The sequence below is a fragment of the Arcicella sp. genome (assembly GCF_964672035.1).
The window spans coordinates 17,876-36,113 of record NZ_CBABQS010000018.1 but is presented as its reverse complement, the minus strand read 5'-3'; the positions used below and the strand labels follow the sequence as shown (position 1 = coordinate 36,113).

Below are 18,238 nucleotides of genomic sequence, written 5' to 3'. Positions count from 1 at the left end.
GATAATAGTTTAATGAAGTAAATTATTTATTTTATGCGCATTGAAGATTCTCTAATTTTTAATTCGGTTTTAAACACTTTCACTTCGGGTTTGTCTATGCTATCGGGTTTTTCAATTTGATTAAGTAACAAAGACATTGCCATTTTTCCCATTTCCAAGGTGGGTTGTGCGACACTCGTGAGCGTAGGAGTTACGATGGTGCAGATAGGATCGTCATTAAAACTTACGATGGCCACGTCTTCTGGAATTCTGATGTTTTTTTTACGCAAGGCTGCAATTGCTCCCACCGCCAAGCGGTCACTAACGACGACTAATCCATCTGGAGGAGTTTCTAATTCAAATAATTCATTAGTCAGTTCAATGGCTTGTTGAAGATTATAATTTCCGTGAACTACTAATGTTTTATCTAATTTCATCCCCGAATCTTTTAAAGCCTTTTCATAGCCCGATTGTCGCAAATTGCTAACTGTAACGTTTGAAGGACCCGCCAAAAAAGCAATTCTTTTCGAGCCATTTTCTATAAGATGTTTGGTCGCTTCATAAGCCGCCCCCACATTGTCCACCATCACTTTTGGCACATCAATTTCGTCGGCATCTCTGTCAAAAAATACCAAAGGAATTCCTTTTCTTTGTAATCGTTTTAGATGTTCAAAATCGGTAGTTTCTTGTGAAATTGAAACAATAAAGCCCTCAACTTGGCCTCTGGAAAGGTTTTGAACATTTATCAATTCACGTTCATAAAGTTCACTTGTCTGCGTTAGTAGCAAACTATAACCTCTGGCAAAGGCTTCTTCCTCAATTCCTCTAATAACCGAAGCAAAAAAATGATACGCTAAATCAGGCACAATTACTCCAATCGTTTTTGTTCTGCTTTTTACTAAATTAGTTGCTAAAATATTGGGCTGGTAATCCAATTCTTTGGCTAACTTTAATACTGCATCACGAGTTTCTGCTTTAATTTCTGGCATATCTCGCATCGCACGGGATACGGTCGCAACCGAAATATTCAGATGCCGAGCGAGGTCTTTTATCGTTACTTGATGAGCCATAAATTATCCTACTAAAGTTACTTTTGCTCGGGTACACACGCCCCCGATGGGTGGATTAAATTTGGAAATGGAAACTTCAATTTTTTCAATGTTGGGGTAACGTTCCCGCACATTTGAAATGATTAATTGGGCAATATGTTCTAAAAGTCTCGCCTTAATTTTCATTACTCCAGAAATTATTTCGTATAAATCTCCATAATTAACGGTATATTTTAACTTATCATTTTCAGCCGCTTCCGAAAAATCGACCACGACTTGGATATCAACTTGATAACGATTTCCAATTTTTTGTTCTTCATCATGTACGCCATGATAAGCAAAAAACTCTAAGCCTTCTAAGGCAATTGTTCCCATTTTTTTAGGTTTAAAGGGTTGGGTGTTAGGATTTACGACATTATACCTAAACTAAAAACACTATAAATTTCAACAAAATAGATATCGTAAAGTTTCAGGTATTAGCACATAAAACCAAAAACTTATCACCGGTTCTAAACAAAAAATTTCAAGCTGTAAAATCAACTTGAAATTTTTACATAGAAAGATTTTCAACCACTATATATTATCAAAAAATGAACCTCCTCCATTAGAAATTGCAGCAGGAACATCTTTTGTAAATTCCTCCATTATTGATGAAACCGTTGGTAAACCGCCATCATTAGGTGTTGATTTACGAGGTCTTCCACGAGTGGCTTTCATTTCTTTGGTCAAACTATCAGCCGTTTCATTAAAGGTATCATTGGGTATTTCAATTGTTGGATTTAGAAGAGCCTCCGTAAACAATCCCGTTTCTGCTTCAGCACCAATAATGGCATGAACGGTCGGTAATTCTTCATTTTCATCGTCATAATCATTGGCTGGTTCAAAATCAATTTCAGGTTCTGTTACCTCAATTTGTACTGGCTCTGAAACTACCTCATTTACTGGCGAATAATCTTCACTTTCATCAGCTAACGTAAGTTCAACGACTGGCTCTTCAACAATTGGAACTACTAATATTTCCATAACAGGCGAAACTACTGAAGGTTGAGATAATTTATCTGTTACTTTAGTATCCAGTTCGTTCAATTTTGCTTCGCCGGTACGAGTGTTAATTCTCTCTTCAAACTTAGTCACTTTATCAAGTGCATCATTGGCAAAGCTTTTTAGCTCAACTACCAAATAATCCTTGTAACGCTCCATGGCTTTGAAGTCACGCTCATAATTTTTTAGGTCATTCACGGCCTCTTCAACCAAGAATTTAGCTTTATTTTCAGATTCAGAAATCATCATATCCGCTTTTTTCTGAGCTTCATTGGTAATTTCCTCGGCATCTTGACGAGCTTTATCCGTAATTAAACTGGCTTCAGCTTCTACTTTTGCGTTGATATTTTGTTGAGCATCCTCGGCAGCTTTCAACGTTTTGAAAAGGCTACTTTCTATCTCTTTCATCCTTACGATTTCTTTTTCAGCAATTTCTAACTGTTGCTTAGAAAAACGAACGTCTTCCGAGATACGCTCCCATTCTTGCGAAAGAGACAATAAAAAGGCATCAACTGATTCGGTATCGTACCCTCTAAAACTCTTATCAAAAGTATGTTGTCTAATTTCAAGGGGTGTTATTCTCATGATTTTTTATATTTATTTCCTTCTTTTAGACAAAGGATATATTAAACAAAGTTGGATTTTCTGCTATGTAAGTATAAATCTAATAATTCTCAATCTTCTATACGCCAAACCGATATCCGCCGATCATCAGAGGCGGATACTAATAAATTTTCATGTTTACTCCACCATAATTTGTTAATCGACGTTCCGTGTCCTGCGTGACGGGCTTTATCAATAACTTTCAGTAATTTGAATTGTTCAGCATCCCAAATTTTGATGGACTTATCCATGCTACAAGTGGCAAAATATTTACCGTCGGGGCTAAATTTTATATCATTGATGGCAAATAAATGAGCCGCAATATCTTGACGCAAATGATACTGATTATTTACGGCTAAAATTTTTAGGTGTGCATCTCGTCCAGCCGTGATTAAATACTGATAATCAGGCGAATAGCAAACCGTAAAAACTGAGTTAGTGTGTTGATTAACCACTAATTTCAATGAAAAATCCTGTAAATCAAAGACTTTTACCGAAAAATCGCTGTATGCCACCGCAAATTCGTTCGAAAGTGAGTTTATGGCAATACTTCTCACACTTTTATCCGATGCTTTAATGTATTTTTTGACCACAAAATTCTCGACATCCAATACCACAATCGTACCATCTGATAGGCCAATAAAAGCATTATCTTTGTAAATTTTTATATCAAAAATTGAAGATGACGTAATTTTTATGGACTTAATTTCTAACTTAGATTCTACATCAATCAGGTGAATCCCTTCAAAATTTTGACCTACCCAAAGTTGATTTCTTACTTTATCAAAACATAAAGCATAGATAGAAGCGGGAACTTGCGCAAATAATTCTCCTGCATCAGGCTTACTTAAATCCCATCTTACCACCAGTCCATCGCCACCTCCCGAAAAAAAAAGATTAGATTCAGCAGTCTCTTCAAGCGTATAAACACAATCACGATGACCAGAAAATGTATCTATTTTTTCTATTTGCATGGTTTGGGTATGGGGTATTGAGCGAGATTACACTAAAATTGTTTGATTTAAGCAAACTCAGAAAAATCTTAATCTATTTTATAAATCTTATTAATCAAGAAAATAGTGTTTCAGACCGTATCTTTCAACGAAATTACTTTATTTTGCAAGGAATGACAACATTATGATTCGTTCAATAAAAAGCAAAATTAGTCTTCATGCGCTAACACCCTGACAGCTAATCACAAATACCAATAATTAACCCAAAATGGCAGTAGTTTTTTCTAAAAATATTTCGGAACAATGTATCGTAACACTTTGGGAAATAGCGGAAGATGCTGATTTTTTTCTAAAATATCTCCATTTAAAAGCAGAAGATTTAGAAGTCTGCTCGAATGCGACTCACCCAATAAAGCAATTGGAATGGTTAGCGAGTAGAACCTGTGTAAAATATACGGTTGAACAATTAGAACACATCTATCAGGGCATTGAAAAAGACGAATTCAATAATCCATATTTATCGAAAATTCAAGGATTTGTATCGCTTTCACATACCAGCAATTACGCCGTTGCCGTGGTGAGTTTGGAAGAAGAAGTAGGAATTGATATTGAGAAGATATCCGATAAATTAAGCCGAGTTTCTCATAAATTCTTGTCGGAATCGGAACGCCTCCACGCAGAGGATGACCTCCTCAAAATGTGTATTTATTGGTGTGCCAAAGAAAGTTTATATAAGTGGTATGGCAAAAAGAATCTATCGTTCAAAGATAATATTTTTGTCGAACCTTTTGAAGGTAACCCTACAATGATAAAAGGTGAAATATTTGTAGATGGAATCCTAAAAACAGCGCATGAATTGGCGATTTTTTATGTGGACGATTATGTAATAGCCATTACGGTTTAATTCGATGTTTGTTATTCGTTTTTCGATAATAAAAAGATAAATTTGGTTTCTTCTTTAAACTATTATCGAAAAACGAACCTCTAAGATCAAAAACTCACTCCTGCATCATTTCCTGCAAAGCTCTATCAATCTCTTTTACCTTGTCATCATCCCCCACCTTTTCAAAAGCCAAAGTTAAATTTCGCAACACTCTACGGATAATATCCAGATTATTGCAAGGCTGATAAAAGATTTCGTTTTGTGGAAAATTATACTGAGCAATGTAATTATCAATATCCACCCGACTGAACACCAGCCCACGATTAAAGACATTGATATAAAACTGCATGTTACCGGATTTGTAGGTCAGGATGAACAGATTGGGTAGATTTACCCCCCAAACCGGTAAGTTCAGTTTTTGAGCAACCAATAAATAAATCACACAAAGTGAAATGGGATTCCCTTTTTTGAGTTCGATTACCACATTCAACATGGAGTTTGAAGCCGAATGAAAATGTTTGGTATTTGCGCCAAATTTCAACTTTCCAAAAATCACAGAATTCAAGGTTTTTATTTGATCCATTGGGTGCATTCCATCCCTAATTTCAAGCCAAACTTCGTAGTAGATTTGATCGACATCTTGACGAAGTTTTTCTAAAGAAAGTTCTGGATATTGATAAGTCGCAATGGCCCACATTCCTTCTAAAAGGTCTTCTGAACCATTTTTTCGCCAAGTTAAAAGTCGTTCAAAGAAGGCATTATATTGTAAATCATGGATTAAATCTTCTAATTTTTTCTGCATCAAAGGGCTTAATGATGACTCTTCCCAACGGTCTTCCAAATACGGAATAACGGTGTCGCCCATTGAACGAATTTTAGTCTCTACATGGTTTAAAACTTCATAATCTTCATCATCCAATAAGGAGATTAAAGCTTTGATTTCGGATTGTTTCATGTCTGTCACGGGTAATTTTTATTGAAAATACGATTTCTTTTTGATAACGGCAAATTGATTTTGTGAGTTAGGGGTTAATAGAGCCGTTTTCATTGTTTTCTAACTACTGATGATGAATTCAAGCATTATTTCAACATTCCATTTATTAACGTTTAGACCGTTTAAGCGAAAATTGAAAGGATAGTTTTTTCTCACAAGGCTTTGTTGTAAATTTGTCTTCGTACACATAAATCATTTCTAATTAAAAATCATACCCTTGGAAATTAAGGGATTCTTTTATGAATATATTAGTTACAGGCGGAGCGGGTTTTATTGGCTCTCATACCGTAGTTGAACTTCACAACGCAGGTTTTGAGTCAATTATTTTAGATAATTTTTCAAATTCCGAAAAAAAAGCACTTGAGGGTATCGAAGAAATTATTGGTAAATCAATCAAATATTATGAAGCTGATATTAATGATGCGACCATTTGGGATAAAATATTTACCGAACAGAAAATTGATGGGATTATTCATTTCGCCGCTGCAAAAGCCGTGGGAGAATCCATCGAAAAACCGCTAAAATATTACCAAAATAACGTTTCTGCCACGATTTTAATGTTAGAAAAAATTACAGAATATAAGGTAAACAATTTGGTTTTCTCTTCTTCATGTACGGTTTATGGCGAGCCTGATTCCCTACCAGTTACTGAAAACTCAGCCGTAAAGCCTGCTACCTCTCCATACGGAAATACAAAACAAATTTGCGAAGCTATAATTAGAGATACAGCGCAAAGTACGAACGACTTTCACGCTATTTCTTTACGCTATTTCAATCCAATTGGCGCTCACGAAAGCTGCCTAATTGGTGAACTACCTTTGGGTCCACCGGCTAACCTTGTTCCATTCCTTACCCAATCTGTGGCGGGTATTCGTGGACAATTATCCGTTTATGGCGATGATTATCCCACTTCCGACGGTACAGCAGTACGTGATTATATCCACGTAGTAGATTTAGCCAAAGCGCACGTATCGGCATTAAATTTGCTGTTAAAACAACCAGAAGGACGTTATTACGATTTTTTCAATATAGGAACGGGCGAGGGAAGTTCAGTTTTGCAAGTAATAAATGCCTTTGAAGAAGCCACGGGTTTAAAGGTGGATTATGTCATAAAGCCTCGACGTGATGGCGATGTTATTGCCGTTTATGCAGATTGCACAAAATCAAAACAGCATTTAGGCTGGCAAACGGAAAAATCACTCAAAGATGCTTTAGGTGATGCTTGGAATTGGCAGAAAAAAATAAGTTAAAATTTGTCTATTCGAGTCAGACAAAAACATAATACTACATAATAGAACCATAAGAACAAATGAAAAAAATACTTATTACAGGCGGAGCAGGATTTATTGGCTCCCACGTTGTACGACTTTTTGTTACTAAATACCCTAACTATCAAATTATCAATCTTGACAAATTGACTTACGCAGGAAATTTAGAGAATATTTCTGACATTGAAAACGCACCCAATTATACCTTTGTGAAGGGCGATATTGTGGATGCCCCATTTATCGACCAACTTTTTGCAGAACACCAATTCGATGGCGTTATTCACTTGGCGGCCGAGTCGCACGTGGACAGGTCAATTACAGACCCAATGGCTTTTGTAATGACCAACGTAATCGGAACTTGTAACCTCTTGAATGCTGCCAAAACTATTTGGAAAGATAACATGGAGGGCAAACGCTTCTACCATGTTTCTACAGATGAAGTTTACGGAGAATTGCATAATCCAGAAGAATTTTTCTTGGAAACTACGCCTTACGACCCACGTTCACCATATTCAGCTTCAAAAGCTTCTTCCGACCATTTTGTGCGTGCTTATGGAAGTACCTATAAATTGCCCGTAGTAATTACCAACTGCTCAAACAATTACGGCCCCAATCATTTTCCGGAGAAATTATTGCCTTTAATCATCCATAATATTTTACACAATAAACCTTTACCAGTTTACGGAAAAGGCGAAAATGTGAGAGATTGGCTATTTGTAGTTGACCATGCCAGAGCAATTGATACCGTTTTTCATGACGGTGTTATCGGAGAAACTTACAATATCGGAGGATTTAACGAATGGAAAAATATAGACATCGTCATGTTAGTTTGCAAGACAATGGATACAAAATTAGGTCGTGAAGCAGGTACTTCCGAAAAACTAATCACGTATGTGACCGACCGTGCTGGGCATGACCTCCGCTATGCGATTGATGCGACTAAAATCATGAATGAATTAGGTTGGAAACCCTCTTTACAATTTGAAGAAGGCTTAGAAAAAACCGTTGATTGGTTTTTGAGCAATCAGGAATGGTTGGATAATGTAACTTCGGGGAATTATCAGAAATATTATACAGAAATGTACGCAAATAGATAACATTAACACATGAATATATTAGTATTAGGAGGCACAGGACAATTGGGACAATGCCTGCAGAAAGTTGCTTCGGAGCGAAACATAACTTCTATCACCTTTGCCGATGAAATTGTGGGTAATATTTTGGATATGGAGGTTTTAGAGAAACTCTTTAATCAAAAAAATCCGACCTTCGTAATAAACTGTGCGGCTTATACTGCCGTTGATAAAGCGGAAGACGAAGTGGATTTATCCCGCAAAATCAATCGTAATGGTGCTGAAAATATTGCAAAATTATGTGTAAAATTTGATGCTACGATGCTTCAAATTTCTACCGATTTTATTTTTGAAGGAAATATTCCCGCATTATTAACCGAAACCGACCCAACTGTACCAATCAGCATTTACGGGTTAACGAAACTGGAAGGAGAAAAAGCCGTAAAAGCAGTTTTAGCAAAACATTATATCGTTAGAACGGCCTGGTTGTATTCTGAATTTGCGGGTAATTTCATGAAAACCATGTTGCGTTTGGGTACAGAGCATGATTCTTTGGGTATCATAGCTGACCAAGTGGGTTCTCCTACGTATGGAGTTGATTTGGCAGGTGCTTTGTTAGATATTATTGTCTCAGAGAAAGAAGCATACGGAATCTATCATTATAGTAATGAAGGAGCAATTTCTTGGTACGATTTTGCCCAAGCCATTTTTGAATTAGGAAATGTGGACGTTATCGTCAATCCTTTAAAAACAAGCGAATACCCCACAAAAGCAACTCGTCCCGCTTTTTCAGTGATGGATAAAACAAAAATCAAAACGACCTTCGGAATCAAGGTTCCGTATTGGCGAGATAGTTTAAAAATAGCATTATCAGCAAACGTATAAAAAATGAAAGGAATCATACTTGCGGGTGGCTCAGGCACTCGCCTTCACCCATTGACTTTGGCAGTTAGTAAGCAACTAATGCCCGTTTACGACAAACCGATGATTTATTATCCGCTGTCGATTTTGATGCTTTCCGGTATCAAAGAGATTTTGATTATCTCTACTCCCCACGATTTGCCGCATTTCAAAAAACTGTTGGGTGATGGTTCTCAGGTGGGTTGTCAGTTTACTTATGCCGAACAACCGTTACCGAACGGACTCGCTCAGGCATTCGTCATTGGTGAAGAATTTATTGGCGATGATAAAGTGGCCTTGGTTTTGGGTGATAATATTTTTCACGGTAGCGGGTTGAGCAAATTGCTTCAAGCCAATAACGACCCACAAGGTGGTGTTGTCTATGCCTACCAAGTCCATGATCCAGAACGTTATGGCGTCGTGGAATTTGACAAAGATTTCAACGTACTTTCTATTGAAGAAAAACCAAAGAATCCAAAGTCAAATTATGCCGTTCCTGGGTTATATTTTTACGATAATTCTGTCGTAGAAATAGCCAAAAACATTGCTCCTTCGCCCCGTGGAGAATATGAAATTACGGACGTAAACAAGGAATATTTAAAACAAGGGAAATTAAAAGTAGGCGTTTTGAACCGTGGAACGGCCTGGTTAGACACAGGTACATTTGCGTCTCTGATGCAAGCAGGACAATTTGTACAGGTAATTGAAGAGAGACAAGGCATGAAAATTGGTTGTATTGAAGAAGTTGCCTATCGCATGGGTTATATCAATGAGGAACAATTAAAAAGCATTGCCGAGCCACTTATAAAGAGTGGTTATGGGCAGTATTTGTTGAATCTGTTGAAGTGATAGATTTTGACTTTGAAATCCCCATTAGACTCTGTTTAATGGGGATTTTTATTTCAGGAAATTTTAGTATGATATTCAACTATTACTACGTAATTAATCCTAAGATTACCCCCCCCAAAAAGATAAAAAATGTGGGAATTTTAGTAAATTGTGTAAGCGCTAAAGTAATAAAAACGGTGATAATACCCAGATAATCAACCCGTTGAACCATTGGAACGATAAAAGTAAATGCAGCTGATAAAGTTAAACCAATGGAGGTTGCATTAATACCATCCAGAGAAGCACGAATCCCTCTAAATTGCTTTAATTGTCCCCAAATTCTATATACAAAGAAAATCAAAAATGTCCCCGGCAAAAATATTCCTGCTGCTCCTACCATGCTTCCCAATAATTGCTCGTACCATGTACCGCCTTTCATCACCAAAACGCCTAAGTAAGAAGTTAATGCAAAAACTGGCCCGGGTAATGCCTGCGAAAGAGCCATGCCCGTTAGGAAATCATCCCCTCGGACGAGTCCTTTAAATTCCACAAATTCGGTGTAGAGCATCGGAGCCAGTACTTGTCCTCCGCCAAAAGTGAGGCTTCCATTACGATAAAAATTCTCAAAAAGTCGGATGGGTTCATAATCGGTAAAATGCCCTAAAACCGCCAAAAACAAAAGAAATCCCCAAAAAAGATTAAAATTAGCCCAAGGAATCACCATTTTATGTTTAGTCTGTTTAGGATAATCTTTGTAGTTGAAGGAAGTGAATGTTCCCCCTACGATTAAAGCAATCGGACAAACCCAAGGTGATTGATAGTAAAAAGCAAAAGCGGCCGAAATTATCATCAACACGATTCCAACATTATTTTTAATTACTTTTCGGCCCAAAATATACCCAGCATGAATTATAAAAGCGACTCCAATGGGTTGAATAAAACGGATTAAATCACGATTGCGAAGATAAGTCATGCCAAAAGCTGCCGCCGTCATAATGGCAACGGCGGGCGTAATCCACACTAATAAAGTAATGTAAGCTAAATTTGGACCTCCGATTTTGTACCCCAAAGCCGTGATAGTTTGGGTGGAAGTTGGTCCAGGGAGCATGGCACAAAGCGCCTGTATTTCAAGGAGTTCTGCTTCAGAAAGATAATTTCTTTTTTTTACAAAGAGGTCTATAAACATCGCTAAATGAACTTGCGGCCCTCCAAAAGAGGTACACGCAAGTATCAAAACGTCTTTCAAGAAAATTAGCCGCCTGATTTTTTTCATTTTTTCAGTCCCAATTCAATCAATCTTTCATTTAAGAATTCCCCTGCAGTCATGTTTACGTACATTTTTGGCTGCGTGGCATCTACGCACGAATCCAAACACGTTAAGTCCATTTCTGAACGTGGGTGCATAAAAAATGGGATTGAAAAACGGGATGTTCCCAATTTCTCTTTCGGAGGATTAACCACCCGGTGAATCGTTGATTTCAATTTATGATTCGTCAAACGGTCGAGCATATCACCAACATTCACGACTACATAATCAGGCAATGAAGTAATTGGAATCCATTTTCCATCAGTTCTTAAAACTTCCAACCCTTCAGCAGATGCACCCATCAAAAGGGTTATCAAGTTTATATCACCGTGAGCGGCCGCACGAACAGCGCCTTCTGGTAGTGTTTCTGGATTCAAGATTGGGAAATAATGAATGGCTCTCAGAATAGAGTTACCGTGTTTTACTTTATCTTCAAAATAATCTTCGGGCAATTCCAAATATAAGGCAATGGCACGTAATAATTGCTTACCTGCATTCTCCAAAGTATGATACGTATGAAGCGTATCTCTTTCAAAATCAGGCAATTCACTTGGGAAAACATTGTCAGGATATTCTTCCCAAATTGGGTCACCATCGTTCAAAATGGGTTGTCCAACGTGATAAAATTCCTTTAAATCTGCTGCCTTAAATCCTTTGGCAGTTTCTTTTCCTTTACCGATGTAACCACGTTGTCCAGCGATTCCTTCAATAGCATATTTTTGTTTTAATTCATCGGAAGAAAGAAAAAATTTCTGAACCGTATCGTATAAATCGGTGGTTTTATCACTGGTTAAACCATGACTTTTAATGGCTACAAAGCCAATATTATTGAAAGCTGCACCTAAATCTTGTACAAATTTAGCTTTGCGGGTAGCATCGCCAGCAGTAAAATCCGCTAAATCAAGCGATGGAATTGTGTCGAGAAGTGTCATTTTTATTGGGGGTTTGGGGTCAGGGGTTGGGATTTAAAAAATGCTTGAAAGTTTAATTAAACCCCTAAATCCAAACCCCAGGCCCCTATTTCAAAGCATTTTCATAGTTTTTAGTAACCGCATCCCAGTTTACAATATTCCAGAAAGCAGCAATATAGTCAGCACGTTTATTTTGATACTTCAAATAATATGCGTGTTCCCAAACGTCTAATCCCAAAACTGGAGTACCCTTTTTCTCAGCTACATCCATCAAAGGATTATCTTGGTTCGGTGTAGAAGTAATCACTAATTTCTTATCTTGAACAATCAACCAAGCCCAGCCCGACCCAAAACGAGTAGTTCCAGCTTTGGCAAATTCTTCTTTAAATTTATCGAATGAACCAAACGTTTTTATGATTTCGTCGGCTACTACTCCTTTGGGAACTCCTCCGCCTTTTGGCGACATCACATTCCAGAAAAAAGTATGATTCCAATGTCCACCCGCATTATTACGCACAGCTGAAGGTTCTTTTCCTGCTTCTTTCAACAAATCCCAAAGCGACATTTTTTCCATTGGCGTACCCGTAACGGCTTTGTTCAAATTATCAACATAAGCCTTATGGTGACGGCCATGATGAATTTCCATCGTCATTTTATCAATATTAGGTTCTAAACTTTCAGGGGCATAAGGCAATGCGGCTAATGAAAATGGAGCGGTTTCGAGCATCGTTTGCTCCAGTGTCAATTTAGGTAATGTATTATTATAACTACTTCTGAAGGAGAAGCCAAACGATGAAAAACCAGACAAAGTAGCTACTGAGGCTAAGGTGGTTTGAAGGAAATTTTTACGGTTCATGAGTTGTTTAGGCTTTGCGATTAGCTTTTGCCCGTTTAGAAATTTATTTTACTTATTTAATCGTTTGTAATTTATTCGTATCTGAATTCACAATCTTCATCGTATAATGCATATTTTCATCTGGACGAACAACTGGCATTCTCATGATTTCTACCAAATTGGGCTTTATCACAATCATATTGTCAATATTTTCAAGTGCTGGTTTCATATTTTTATCGCCTTGAATTCCCCTTTTTGATAATTCAGAAGTAAAAGGAATGCTACTGGGAGGCAATTGAAATTTCTTAATGGCATTTTCTTGTTGATAACTTTTCAAGAAATCCAACATGATTGGGGAAGTAAGCTCATTGGGTCTTACTTCGTTTTGAGCGTAACCGTAAAAGGCTAAACCGATGAAACTGAGGGCAAAAACTGATTTTTTCATAATATGGATGATTTTAGAATTACTCATAAACAATTCGACTTACAATACTTCGTCCCAAGGTAATTTCATCCGCATATTCCAAATCTCCACCAATCGGGATTCCTCGGGCAATGGTTGTAATTTTAATATTCAAAGGTCTCAACCTTTTCGTCAAGTAAAACGCCGTGGTATCTCCTTCCATGGTAGGACTTAATCCCAAAATTATTTCTTTAACTTCCGATTCCGTTCCTATTCTATCCGAAATTCTTTTCAATAATGAATATATCTTCAAATCATTCGGCCCAATCCCCTCCAAAGGTGAAATAATTCCTCCCAAGACGTGATACATTCCTCGGTATTGCGAAGTATTTTCAATCGCTAAAACGTCACGAGTGTCTTCAACCACGCAAATAATAGATTCGTCTCGCTTTGGATTAGCACAAATCTGGCATAAATCATTATCCGAAATATTATGACATTGACGGCAATATTGCGTTTTAGTACGCATGGCAATCATTGCTTCCGAAAGTTGAAGCGTTTGGCGTTCATCACGTTTCAGTAAATGTAGCGCCATTCTCAATGCCGTCTTCTTTCCGATTCCTGGCAATTTTGAAATTTCCTCTACAGCATTTTCAATAAGTTTTGATGGATAATTCAATTTATTTCGATGTTAGGTTTTAGATGTTTGTTTTTCGTTTTTCGATATTTGCTAATGATATTCCAAATTCGTCTTGAGGTATATTTTTACGAACATCAAACATCACATTACTCTGGCATCAATTCCTCGGCGACAAATATCATTTCGCATGGGTACAAGTTCTTCAAATGTTCCTTTTTTCACGGAGCATTTCCCTTTATAATGAATTAATAAGGTACATTGTTCAGCCTGTTCAGCCGTATGTCCACACACCTCCACAAGTGTATCAATCACGAAGTCGAAGGTATTTATTTCATCATTGAAAACCATAAGGTCATTTTGATCAACATCAATTACTTGATCCATTACCTCTACGTCTTCTTCAAATTGTTCAAAAGGTCGCATCTATTTATGTTCTGTATGTTAGGTTTCTCGATTTTTCAGTAAGATAATACTGATATTCCCGAAATTGTGAAAAATATAACTCTTTTATGATAGCAAATTTAACAAATTTTCTCAATTTTGGTAAACGGTTTTCAATTAACAATTGAAAATTGACAATTAATAATTAAGAGAAATAAATTATATTGAAGTAGTACGATAGTTTTCTTTTTCAATTATTCATTGTTTGTTACTAATTGTAAATTATCCTGCCAATTATTAATTAAAACTCATGACCACAAGTTTAGCTTTCGGAATTTTAGCCGTTTACTTTTTAATGTTAATTGTCGTTGCTCATTATACCTCCAAGGGTGCCGATACGAATACTTTTTTTACTGCCAACAAGCAATCGCCTTGGTGGTTAGTGGCTATTGGTATGATTGGAACGTCTATTTCGGGGGTTACGTTCATTTCTGTTCCAGGCGCAGTTGGCGTTGATAAATTATCGTATTACCAGATTATTCTTGGCAATTTAGTAGGGTATTTTGTCATTGCAACGGTGCTTTTACCCTTGTATTATCGATTAAATTTAATTTCTATTTATACTTACCTCGAAGGACGTTTAGGAAAATGGTCTTACAAAACGGGTTCGTCATTTTTCTTGCTCGCCCGTACTTTGGGTTCGGCTGCTCGTTTGTTTTTAGCGGTTCAAGTGCTTCAATTAGCGATTTTTGATGCATGGGGAATTCCATTTTGGGTATCAGCTTTAGTAACCATTTCCTTGATTTGGGTTTATACCTACCGTGGGGGCGTAAAAACGATTATTGTCACGGATACACTCCAAACATTTTTTCTCCTCACGGCCTTGGTTTTAACGATTGTATTAATTGCCAATAAATTAGATTTAGGTTTGGGTGGGCTAATTTCTACTATTCAAGAAAGTAAATATTCTCAAATGTTTTTTTTCGATGACTTTTCTTATAAACATCATTTTGGGAAAGACTTTGTGGCGGGTATTTTTATTGCCATCGTAATGACGGGACTCGACCAAGATTTAATGCAAAAAAATCTTACTTGTAAAAACATCGGTGAAGCACAAAAAAATATGTTTTGGTTTTGTTGCACCTTCGCCGTTACCACTTTAATGTTCGTTTGTTTAGGTGCGTTACTGTACATTTATGCCGATAAAATTGGCTTTGAAATTCCCACAAGAACTGATTTATTATATCCAAAATTAGCCTTGAGTGGCGAGTTTGGACTATTGGCTGCCGTAACGTTTTTATTAGGAATCACTGCCGCAACCTATGCAAGTTCAGATTCTGCTTTAACAGCCTTAACTACCGCCTTTTGCATTGATTTTATGCACATCGAAAAATACGAAGAATCGAAAAGAACAACGATTAAACATTACACCCACATCGGGTTTTCAGCTTTGTTTTTTGTCATTATCTTGATATTTCACGCCGTGAGTAGTTCTTCTATTATCTCAACGGTTTTCAATATTGCAGGATATACGTATGGTCCACTTTTAGGGCTTTTTGCTTTTGGATTATTCACAAAAATGCCCGTCCGTGATTCTCTCGTGCCTTACGTATGTATCGCCGCTCCAATTTTAACCTATATCATCGACACCAATTCAAAGGAATGGTTGAATGGTTATCAGTTTGGATTCGAGAAATTATTAGTCAATGGAGCTATTACATTTTTGGGGTTATTTTTGTTAGGAAAAAAACCTTCCACTACTCAGTTGGGTTAGCATTCGGATTTAGCTAATTTAGCTAATTTATCCAGATTTTTAGATTTTATTTTAGTAAATTAGCTGAATCTTAGCTCCATTATGAGCCATTCATCGTGGATTTAACAACGCAATAAAACTCGCACGATTTTTGTCTTAAAAGTTTTATAATTCCTTGCGTACAATGAACCTAAAACTAACAAAAAAAATTATTTCGATTTTTATCTTCTTTACTTTATCAAGTTGTAAGGAAAATATTCCGGTATCCAAACCCGAATTTCCAGCCTTGACTTTCAAGGATACTGATGTTAATGGCGGTTCTTGGAAAACGGTCATTATTGATTCCCCACAAGAGTATTACGTTAAAGTACCATCCGGTATAGATTCTGACGAATATCAACAAGAACTTACTCAATCAAATTCAATCGTAAACCAACGCAATTATGCTCAGGAAGTAGCCATAAATCATTGGGCTTCTGGAGGCGTATTGAGGTGGAATCAAATTGCTCGTGAGTTAGTAGCAAAATATAATCATCCCCCCAAAGATGGAGAAAAAACCGACTCGACTAAACCGATGGCTTCACCGCCATTTGCCGCTCGTACGTATGCACTTCTGAGTGTGGCACAGTATGATGCCTTAGTGGCTACGTGGGCGTATAAATACAAATACATGAGATTAAGTCCATCCCACCATGGCTTAAAGAGTTCCTTGCCCGAAACAGCGCTGCCTTCCTACCCTTCCGAAGATGCAGCAGTGGCAGCCGTTTCGTATAAGATTTTGAGTAAATTGTTTCCCGCCGAAAATGATTATCTCTACAGCCAGGCGCTCGAACACGGAAATACCAGATTATGGTCGGGTGCAAATCTAAAAAGTGATATTATTGCGGGTGGACATTTGGGTGAACAAATTGCTAAAAAAGTAATTGCTTATGCCCAAAACGATAATTTTGACCATGCACGAGACGAAAAACAAACCTGGAAAGATAATGCCAAGAAAATTAGGAATTCATGGATAAGTCAGAGTAATCCACAAAGTCAACCTCTCTTACCGTTAATGGGCATAGTTCACACTTGGTTTGACAAAAATGAAGTTTTGGGAAATCCGCAACCCTCATCACCGCCTTCCTTGGAAAGTGAAGAATTTAGAAAAGATATTGATTCCGTTAAAGCCATTGGCGATTCACAAACACCCGAACAAAGACGCATTGCTGAGTTTTGGGCGGATGGTGTAGGCACCTTTACACCGCCAGGACATTGGAATAAAATTGCAGAAGATTTAATTAGAAATCAACAATTTACGGAGTTGAAAACGGCTAAAATATTTCAACAGTTAAATCGTGCCGAGGAAGATGCTGCCATTGCGTGTTGGGCAACAAAATATAAATATTTCTTTCCAAGGCCTTCGCAAGTGGATAAAAATTTAAAACATTCATTATCCGTGCCTAATTTCCCATCTTACACTTCCGGACATTCAACGTTCTCGGCGGCAGCGGCTTTAGTGTTAGGACATTATTTTCCGAAAGATTCTGTCCGTTTAAAGAAAATGGCCAACGAAGCTGGAATATCCAGAATCTACGGAGGTATTCATTATTTCTGTGATAACGAAGGGGGAAAAATGTGTGGGGAAAAAATTGGAAAATTGGCGATTGTTTGGGGGAAGTGATTTTACAATAAATATTTGCAACGTAACGCTACATCTTGTATATTTGAATTAAAACCATTAACAATGTTTGATTTTTTGCAAGGCATAAAAAATAAAAATTTATGTTTATGATTTTGACCATAATCCTCCTCATTTTCATGCAATTTATGCTGAATACGAAGTTTTAATCTCAATTATTACGTTGAAAGTATTGAAAGGAGAAATGCCTAAACCTCAATTAAAAAGAGTTTTAAAATGGGCAAAATTGAATTAATTAGCATTGTTAGAAGAGTTTAAATTCTTAAATCCTCAACTTCGCAAATGAGACCTCCACGAATCATTAAAATAATAAAAGTAGAACCCTACAAAGTAACTACTCTTTGGTCTAACGGAGAAGTTAGAATGAATGACTTTGACAAAAAATTAGGATTATTTCAACAAAGTGAACGACTTAAAGCTCTTTTAGATTACGAAAAATTCTCACAAGTATCTATTAATCAAGGAGATACTATATCTTGGGAGAATATTCAATTTAAAAATACTCGTGGTAATTTAATCCCTATTTCGTTTGACCCTGATGTTCTTTTTGAGGAAAGTGTTATCGTAGAATCACCTCCAATTATTGAGATTGACTCTCGAAGAGAATTTACTCAAAGTGATTATGCGCTTAGAAATGGGCTTTCACCTTCCAAAGTTCGTACTTGGGTTAAGAGAGGAAAATTAAAAAGTAGATATGTCCCTCATTTAGGAATTACATTAATTGTTACATAAATTTGCAAAACTGCCATATGGCATA

20 protein-coding genes are annotated in these 18,238 nt (G+C 36.9%); 9 read left to right on the top strand and 11 right to left on the bottom strand.

Going from position 1 to position 18,238, the window contains the following annotated elements:
• Window positions 1-26 precede the first annotated feature (26 nt).
• From AC1W31_RS07290 to AC1W31_RS07275, 4 genes are all read right to left on the bottom strand, one after another.
• Complete coding sequence (locus AC1W31_RS07290) at window positions 27-1,049, bottom strand: LacI family DNA-binding transcriptional regulator (protein WP_481733759.1); 1,023 nt, start codon at window positions 1,047-1,049, stop codon at window positions 27-29.
• A 3-nt stretch (window positions 1,050-1,052) separates the two neighbouring features.
• On the bottom strand, window positions 1,053-1,403 hold the full coding sequence (folB, locus tag AC1W31_RS07285) for a dihydroneopterin aldolase (RefSeq protein WP_481733758.1): 351 nt from the start codon (window positions 1,401-1,403) through the stop codon (window positions 1,053-1,055).
• A gap of 198 nt (window positions 1,404-1,601) precedes the next feature.
• Window positions 1,602-2,654 carry a DivIVA domain-containing protein gene (locus tag AC1W31_RS07280; protein ID WP_481733757.1) on the bottom strand — a complete coding sequence of 351 codons (1,053 nt, stop codon included), beginning with the start codon at window positions 2,652-2,654 and terminating at the stop codon, window positions 1,602-1,604.
• Between the two features lie 89 nt (window positions 2,655-2,743).
• Window positions 2,744-3,646, bottom strand: coding sequence for a WD40 repeat domain-containing protein (locus tag AC1W31_RS07275; RefSeq protein WP_481733756.1), 903 nt, complete (start codon window positions 3,644-3,646; stop codon window positions 2,744-2,746).
• A gap of 247 nt (window positions 3,647-3,893) precedes the next feature.
• Here AC1W31_RS07275 and AC1W31_RS07270 point away from each other — a divergent pair, with 247 nt between their 5' ends.
• Window positions 3,894-4,529, top strand: a complete 636-nt coding sequence (locus AC1W31_RS07270) for a 4'-phosphopantetheinyl transferase family protein (RefSeq protein ID WP_481733755.1) — start codon at window positions 3,894-3,896, stop codon at window positions 4,527-4,529.
• Window positions 4,530-4,623: 94 nt separating this feature from the next.
• Here AC1W31_RS07270 and AC1W31_RS07265 read toward each other — a convergent pair whose 3' ends face one another.
• Window positions 4,624-5,463, bottom strand: a complete 840-nt coding sequence (locus tag AC1W31_RS07265) for a transglutaminase-like domain-containing protein (RefSeq protein WP_481733754.1) — start codon at window positions 5,461-5,463, stop codon at window positions 4,624-4,626.
• A 278-nt stretch (window positions 5,464-5,741) separates the two neighbouring features.
• Between AC1W31_RS07265 and galE the strand changes: the two genes are divergently transcribed.
• From galE to rfbA, 4 genes are read left to right on the top strand one after another with little or no spacing between them, the layout of a single operon-like run.
• Window positions 5,742-6,752 (top strand): UDP-glucose 4-epimerase GalE, encoded by a 1,011-nt coding sequence (gene galE, locus AC1W31_RS07260; protein WP_481733753.1) that lies wholly within the window; start codon window positions 5,742-5,744, stop codon window positions 6,750-6,752.
• Between the two features lie 59 nt (window positions 6,753-6,811).
• Entirely contained in the window at window positions 6,812-7,867 is a 1,056-nt protein-coding gene (gene rfbB, locus AC1W31_RS07255; protein WP_481733752.1) for a dTDP-glucose 4,6-dehydratase, read from the top strand.
• A 9-nt stretch (window positions 7,868-7,876) separates the two neighbouring features.
• Window positions 7,877-8,728: a dTDP-4-dehydrorhamnose reductase gene (gene rfbD, locus AC1W31_RS07250; protein ID WP_481733751.1), complete on the top strand. Its 852-nt coding sequence runs from the start codon at window positions 7,877-7,879 to the stop codon at window positions 8,726-8,728.
• Window positions 8,729-8,731: 3 nt separating this feature from the next.
• Window positions 8,732-9,592 carry a glucose-1-phosphate thymidylyltransferase RfbA gene (gene rfbA, locus AC1W31_RS07245; RefSeq protein WP_481733750.1) on the top strand — a complete coding sequence of 287 codons (861 nt, stop codon included), beginning with the start codon at window positions 8,732-8,734 and terminating at the stop codon, window positions 9,590-9,592.
• Between the two features lie 85 nt (window positions 9,593-9,677).
• Here the strand turns inward: rfbA and chrA are convergent, their stop codons facing one another.
• The 6 genes from chrA to AC1W31_RS07215 form a co-directional block, all read right to left on the bottom strand.
• Window positions 9,678-10,844: a chromate efflux transporter gene (chrA, locus tag AC1W31_RS07240; protein WP_481733749.1), complete on the bottom strand. Its 1,167-nt coding sequence runs from the start codon at window positions 10,842-10,844 to the stop codon at window positions 9,678-9,680.
• Entirely contained in the window at window positions 10,841-11,809 is a 969-nt protein-coding gene (locus AC1W31_RS07235; protein WP_481733748.1) for an isopenicillin N synthase family dioxygenase, read from the bottom strand. The genes chrA and AC1W31_RS07235 overlap by 4 nt, the downstream gene beginning before the upstream one ends.
• A gap of 85 nt (window positions 11,810-11,894) precedes the next feature.
• Window positions 11,895-12,644, bottom strand: coding sequence for a superoxide dismutase (locus AC1W31_RS07230; protein WP_481733747.1), 750 nt, complete (start codon window positions 12,642-12,644; stop codon window positions 11,895-11,897).
• Window positions 12,645-12,696: 52 nt separating this feature from the next.
• Window positions 12,697-13,068 carry a hypothetical protein gene (locus tag AC1W31_RS07225; RefSeq protein ID WP_481733746.1) on the bottom strand — a complete coding sequence of 124 codons (372 nt, stop codon included), beginning with the start codon at window positions 13,066-13,068 and terminating at the stop codon, window positions 12,697-12,699.
• Between the two features lie 19 nt (window positions 13,069-13,087).
• Entirely contained in the window at window positions 13,088-13,705 is a 618-nt protein-coding gene (recR, locus tag AC1W31_RS07220) for a recombination mediator RecR (RefSeq protein ID WP_481733745.1), read from the bottom strand.
• A 102-nt stretch (window positions 13,706-13,807) separates the two neighbouring features.
• Window positions 13,808-14,089, bottom strand: coding sequence for an ATP-dependent Clp protease adaptor ClpS (locus tag AC1W31_RS07215; protein WP_481733744.1), 282 nt, complete (start codon window positions 14,087-14,089; stop codon window positions 13,808-13,810).
• Window positions 14,090-14,357: 268 nt separating this feature from the next.
• Here AC1W31_RS07215 and AC1W31_RS07210 point away from each other — a divergent pair, with 268 nt between their 5' ends.
• From AC1W31_RS07210 to AC1W31_RS07195, 4 genes are all read left to right on the top strand, one after another.
• Window positions 14,358-15,821, top strand: coding sequence for a sodium:solute symporter (locus AC1W31_RS07210; protein WP_481733743.1), 1,464 nt, complete (start codon window positions 14,358-14,360; stop codon window positions 15,819-15,821).
• 163 nt (window positions 15,822-15,984) lie between these two features.
• Complete coding sequence (locus tag AC1W31_RS07205) at window positions 15,985-17,463, top strand: vanadium-dependent haloperoxidase (RefSeq protein ID WP_481733742.1); 1,479 nt, start codon at window positions 15,985-15,987, stop codon at window positions 17,461-17,463.
• Window positions 17,464-17,554: 91 nt separating this feature from the next.
• Entirely contained in the window at window positions 17,555-17,716 is a 162-nt protein-coding gene (locus tag AC1W31_RS07200) for a DUF4160 domain-containing protein (protein WP_481733786.1), read from the top strand.
• A 47-nt stretch (window positions 17,717-17,763) separates the two neighbouring features.
• Window positions 17,764-18,213 (top strand): hypothetical protein, encoded by a 450-nt coding sequence (locus AC1W31_RS07195; protein ID WP_481733741.1) that lies wholly within the window; start codon window positions 17,764-17,766, stop codon window positions 18,211-18,213.
• Window positions 18,214-18,238: the final 25 nt, after the last annotated feature.

Excerpts from the sequence above, each read along its gene's own strand:
- AC1W31_RS07290 (WP_481733759.1), bottom strand. The coding sequence starts at position 1,049 with ATGGCTCATCAAGTAACGATAAAAGACCTCGCTCGGCATCTGAATATT.
- folB (WP_481733758.1), bottom strand. The coding sequence starts at position 1,403 with ATGGGAACAATTGCCTTAGAAGGCTTAGAGTTTTTTGCTTATCATGGC.
- AC1W31_RS07280 (WP_481733757.1), bottom strand. The coding sequence starts at position 2,654 with ATGAGAATAACACCCCTTGAAATTAGACAACATACTTTTGATAAGAGT.
- AC1W31_RS07275 (WP_481733756.1), bottom strand. The coding sequence starts at position 3,646 with ATGCAAATAGAAAAAATAGATACATTTTCTGGTCATCGTGATTGTGTT.
- AC1W31_RS07270 (WP_481733755.1), top strand. The coding sequence starts at position 3,894 with ATGGCAGTAGTTTTTTCTAAAAATATTTCGGAACAATGTATCGTAACA.
- AC1W31_RS07265 (WP_481733754.1), bottom strand. The coding sequence starts at position 5,463 with ATGAAACAATCCGAAATCAAAGCTTTAATCTCCTTATTGGATGATGAA.
- galE (WP_481733753.1), top strand. The coding sequence starts at position 5,742 with ATGAATATATTAGTTACAGGCGGAGCGGGTTTTATTGGCTCTCATACC.
- rfbB (WP_481733752.1), top strand. The coding sequence starts at position 6,812 with ATGAAAAAAATACTTATTACAGGCGGAGCAGGATTTATTGGCTCCCAC.
- rfbD (WP_481733751.1), top strand. The coding sequence starts at position 7,877 with ATGAATATATTAGTATTAGGAGGCACAGGACAATTGGGACAATGCCTG.
- rfbA (WP_481733750.1), top strand. The coding sequence starts at position 8,732 with ATGAAAGGAATCATACTTGCGGGTGGCTCAGGCACTCGCCTTCACCCA.
- chrA (WP_481733749.1), bottom strand. The coding sequence starts at position 10,844 with ATGAAAAAAATCAGGCGGCTAATTTTCTTGAAAGACGTTTTGATACTT.
- AC1W31_RS07235 (WP_481733748.1), bottom strand. The coding sequence starts at position 11,809 with ATGACACTTCTCGACACAATTCCATCGCTTGATTTAGCGGATTTTACT.
- AC1W31_RS07230 (WP_481733747.1), bottom strand. The coding sequence starts at position 12,644 with ATGAACCGTAAAAATTTCCTTCAAACCACCTTAGCCTCAGTAGCTACT.
- AC1W31_RS07225 (WP_481733746.1), bottom strand. The coding sequence starts at position 13,068 with ATGAAAAAATCAGTTTTTGCCCTCAGTTTCATCGGTTTAGCCTTTTAC.
- AC1W31_RS07215 (WP_481733744.1), bottom strand. The coding sequence starts at position 14,089 with ATGCGACCTTTTGAACAATTTGAAGAAGACGTAGAGGTAATGGATCAA.
- AC1W31_RS07210 (WP_481733743.1), top strand. The coding sequence starts at position 14,358 with ATGACCACAAGTTTAGCTTTCGGAATTTTAGCCGTTTACTTTTTAATG.
- AC1W31_RS07205 (WP_481733742.1), top strand. The coding sequence starts at position 15,985 with ATGAACCTAAAACTAACAAAAAAAATTATTTCGATTTTTATCTTCTTT.
- AC1W31_RS07195 (WP_481733741.1), top strand. The coding sequence starts at position 17,764 with ATGAGACCTCCACGAATCATTAAAATAATAAAAGTAGAACCCTACAAA.